At 41.5% G+C, this 217-nt stretch carries 1 protein-coding gene; it reads left to right on the plus strand.

Annotation, left to right across the window (positions count from 1 at the left end; translation table 11 throughout):
- The coding region (locus tag A5N85_RS15905) for a helix-turn-helix domain-containing protein (protein ID WP_428843261.1) at window positions 1–204 on the plus strand (204 nt) is incomplete at its 5' end.
- Window positions 205–217 lie beyond the last annotated feature (13 nt).

Genomic DNA, 217 nt, shown 5'->3' on the forward strand with positions numbered 1-217 from the left:
TATCAAAACAAACTGAGCATATCCTATGACCTACTGCCGCCAATTCCGACAGAAAATTCTAACGATATTGCTAATGGAGAAACTTGGCGCGCTGTTGCAAAGCGCTACAAGATCAGCAAATTCACCGTCTATAGCTGGATTAAAAATCCCCATCCTAAAGGCTTTACTGAGCGTAAGCCCTCAAAGATTGATGATGAATGCTAGCTTATGATAGTTG

This window comes from Suttonella ornithocola, assembly GCF_001889065.1.
In the GTDB taxonomy this organism is placed as follows: Bacteria; Pseudomonadota; Gammaproteobacteria; order Cardiobacteriales; family Cardiobacteriaceae; genus Suttonella_A; species Suttonella_A ornithocola.